We start from the raw sequence: 3,030 nt of genomic DNA, 5'->3' as shown, positions 1-3,030 counted from the left end.
GGAAGCCGCGGATCTTCACCTGCTCGTCGTTGCGGCCCAAAAACTCCAGATTGCCGTCCGGCAGATAACGCCCCAGGTCGCCAGTCTTATACAGCCGGTCGCCCTCCACAAACGGGCTGGCGATGAACCGCTCCGCCGTCAGCTCCGGCCGGTTCAGGTAGCCACGTGCAACGCCTGCGCCGCCAATGTAAAGCTCGCCCACCGCCCCGAACGGCACGGGCCCACCATGCCGGTCCAGCAGGTAGATCCGCGTGTTGGCAATCGGACGGCCAATCGGGACAATCGCCCCGTCAAAGTCAGCCGGGCAACTCCAGGTCGTTGCACAGACTGTCGTTTCCGTCGGTCCATAGGCATTGATAACAGATGCTGCAGGTAAACGTCGGATGAGTTCGGCCTTCGGCAGCTCTCCAGCAAGAATGAGAGCTTGCGACGCCAAATATTCCGCACTCCTGCTTGCCTGCAGTAAGGCCGGAGGCAATGTCGCGTGGGTGATCGATTCACTCCGCAGGTAATCCGAGAGTTCGGCACTCGCCTGGCGGAGCTCATCCGCAGGCAAATGCAAGGCAGCGCCGGAGCCAAGCGCCATAATCATTTCCCAGGCACTCGCATCAAAACCGAAGGAGGCGAACTGCACCACTCGACTGTTCGAACCAACGCCAAACAGTCCGATCTGAGCCAGCCCCAGATTGATCACTCCGCGATGCTCGACCATGACGCCCTTGGGCGTCCCTGTGGAGCCCGAGGTGTAGATGATGTAGGCGAGATGGCGCGCAGTGAGGCCAAGGGCGCGCGGCTCGGGATCCGCAGCAGGCAGTTCGGCCCAGACCGGGGTGTCCTCCAGATCGACCACCGTCACATCGACCAACGCCTCAGGGCCGAGCACGGCCCGGCCGGCCGCATCGGCCAGCAGCAGCTTGGGCGCGGCATCGGCGAGCACCTGGTTGAGCCGCGCGCAGGGATAGGCCGGGTCCAGCGGCACATAAGCGCCGCCCGCCTTCAGGATCGCCAGCAGTCCCACCACCATGGCCAGGCTGCGCTCGACGCAGATCGCCACCGGCTGGTCCGGCTTGACCCCAAGGGCGATCAGATGATGGGCCAGCCGGTTGGCCCGCGCGTTGAGCTCGCCATAGCAGAGCGCCTCGTCCTCATGCACCAATGCCACCGCCTCGGGCGCCTGGCGCACCTGCTGCTCGAACAGCTCGTGGATGCAAAGACTCGACGGATAGTCCGCCTCCGTCCGGTTCAGCTCCTCCAAAAGATAGGTGCGCTCCTCGGGCGGAAGAATGTCGAGCGCGCGCGCCGGCCTGTCGGGAGCCTGCTCCAATGCCTCCGACAGCGCTTCGAGCACCCGCTGCATGTAGCCGCAGATCCGATCGGCAGAGATCGGCTCCGCCACCTGTGCGGTGAGGCCGAGCGCCTCGCCAAAATCCTCCACCGACAGCGTCAGCGGATAGTTGGTGCGCTCCTCGCTGCCCAGCCATTCCACGCCGGACAGACCATCGTCCGTCCTGGAGCCGGCCATGGCCGCCGGCGTGTTGTGGCGGTAGTTCAACAGCGCGCCGAACAGCGGCGCCGGCGCCGCAACGCCGCTGCAGCGTTGCGCCTGCGCCAGCGAGGCATGCTCGTGTGAGAGCAGCTCGGCCAGACGGGCATGGGTGAGACGCAGACTTTCCTCAACTCCAGTGCCGTCGAGGTCGAGGCGCACAGGCAGGGTGTTGATGAACAGGCCCATTGCGCGGTCGGCGCCCGCGCCCGCATGCATGCGGCCGAACAGCACCGTGCCGAACACCACCTGCTCTCGGCCGCTGCTGCGCGCCACCACCTGGCCCCAGGCCAGATGGCACAGGCTGGCCAGGCTCACTCCCAGCCGCCGCGCCTGTTCCCGCAGCCGATCGTTGAGCGCCTGCGGCAGCATCCGCCGCGCCTCGCCGACCCCGCTGCCATCGCCGCGCACCTCGTTCAGCCCGAACGGCATGGTCGGCTCGTCGATGTCCGCCAGCTGTTCCTGGAAGAACTCCTCATGCGCCTTGGCGTCGACATCCAGCCGCGCCTGCGCCACCAGATTGCGGAACGGCTGCGGCGCCGCAAGCTCATGCGCGCGTCCCTGGAGCATGGCCCGCACCTCGGCATGCATGATCTCCAGCGTCGTGTGATCGCCGATCAGATGATGCTGCAACTCCAGCAGCAGCCAGCGCCCGCTGCCGGGCTCTCGCGCGATCACAAACCGCAACAGAGGCGCCCGGCCAAGGTCGAGGCGCTGCCGGCGCGGATCGAACCGACGCTTCAGCTGCTCGGAACCGGGACCGCCATCTTCATCCAGCTCGACCTCGGTCACCTCCAGCGGCGCACGCCGCCACACCACCTGGGCCGGGCTCGACAGCCTCTCCCAGACAAAGGCCGTACGCAGAATGTCGTGCCGGTCCACCACCTGCTGAACCGCGCCAAGATAGCGCTCCAACAAGCCGCGCTCGGCAAACGCCATCTGCGAGACCAGTAGGTAGGGATCGCCCTTCGTCGCCAGCAGATGATGGAATAGGATGCCGTCCTGCAGTGGCGACAGGCCATAAATGTCCTGGATGTTGCCGACGCCACCGGGCACCGTGGCGACGATCCGGTCGATCTCTTCCTGCCCAAGCTCGATGAGCGGCAGCATCTGCGGCGTAATCGCCGCACTCTGCTCGGTGATCGGGTTGGCAGGCACCGCCACCTCGTGATGGCTGCCAAGGCTTTCGGCCAGATCGCAAAGCACCGGCCTGGCGAACAGGGTGTGTACCTCCACCCCGAGCGACAGCCGCCGCAGCCGCTCCATCAGCTGCACCGCCAGGAGCGAGTGGCCGCCGAGTTCGAAGAAATTATCGTGGCGCCCGATGCGCTCGATCCCGAGCAGCTCCGCCCAAATCCCGGCCAGCAGCGTCTCGACCGCGCCCTGCGGCGCTTCATAGGCGGCGTGCGCATAGGCCTCGTCGGCCGGCGCCGGCAGCGCCTGGCGGTCGAGCTTGCCGTTCGGTGTCAGCGGCAGCCCATCCAGCC

Annotated in this window: 1 protein-coding gene; it reads right to left on the bottom strand. The window is 66.6% G+C overall.

What is annotated here, in order from left to right; genetic code table 11:
- Window positions 1-3,030: non-ribosomal peptide synthetase (locus tag A9K71_RS24540; RefSeq protein ID WP_156752762.1), on the bottom strand; the 3,030-nt coding region annotated here is incomplete at both ends.

Origin of the sequence: Mesorhizobium sp. WSM3873 (assembly GCF_001672445.1) — a bacterium.
In the GTDB taxonomy this organism is placed as follows: domain Bacteria; phylum Pseudomonadota; class Alphaproteobacteria; order Rhizobiales; family Rhizobiaceae; genus Mesorhizobium.
The sequence above is the reverse complement of the archived record's forward strand: the minus strand, read 5'-3'. Positions and strand labels throughout refer to the sequence as shown.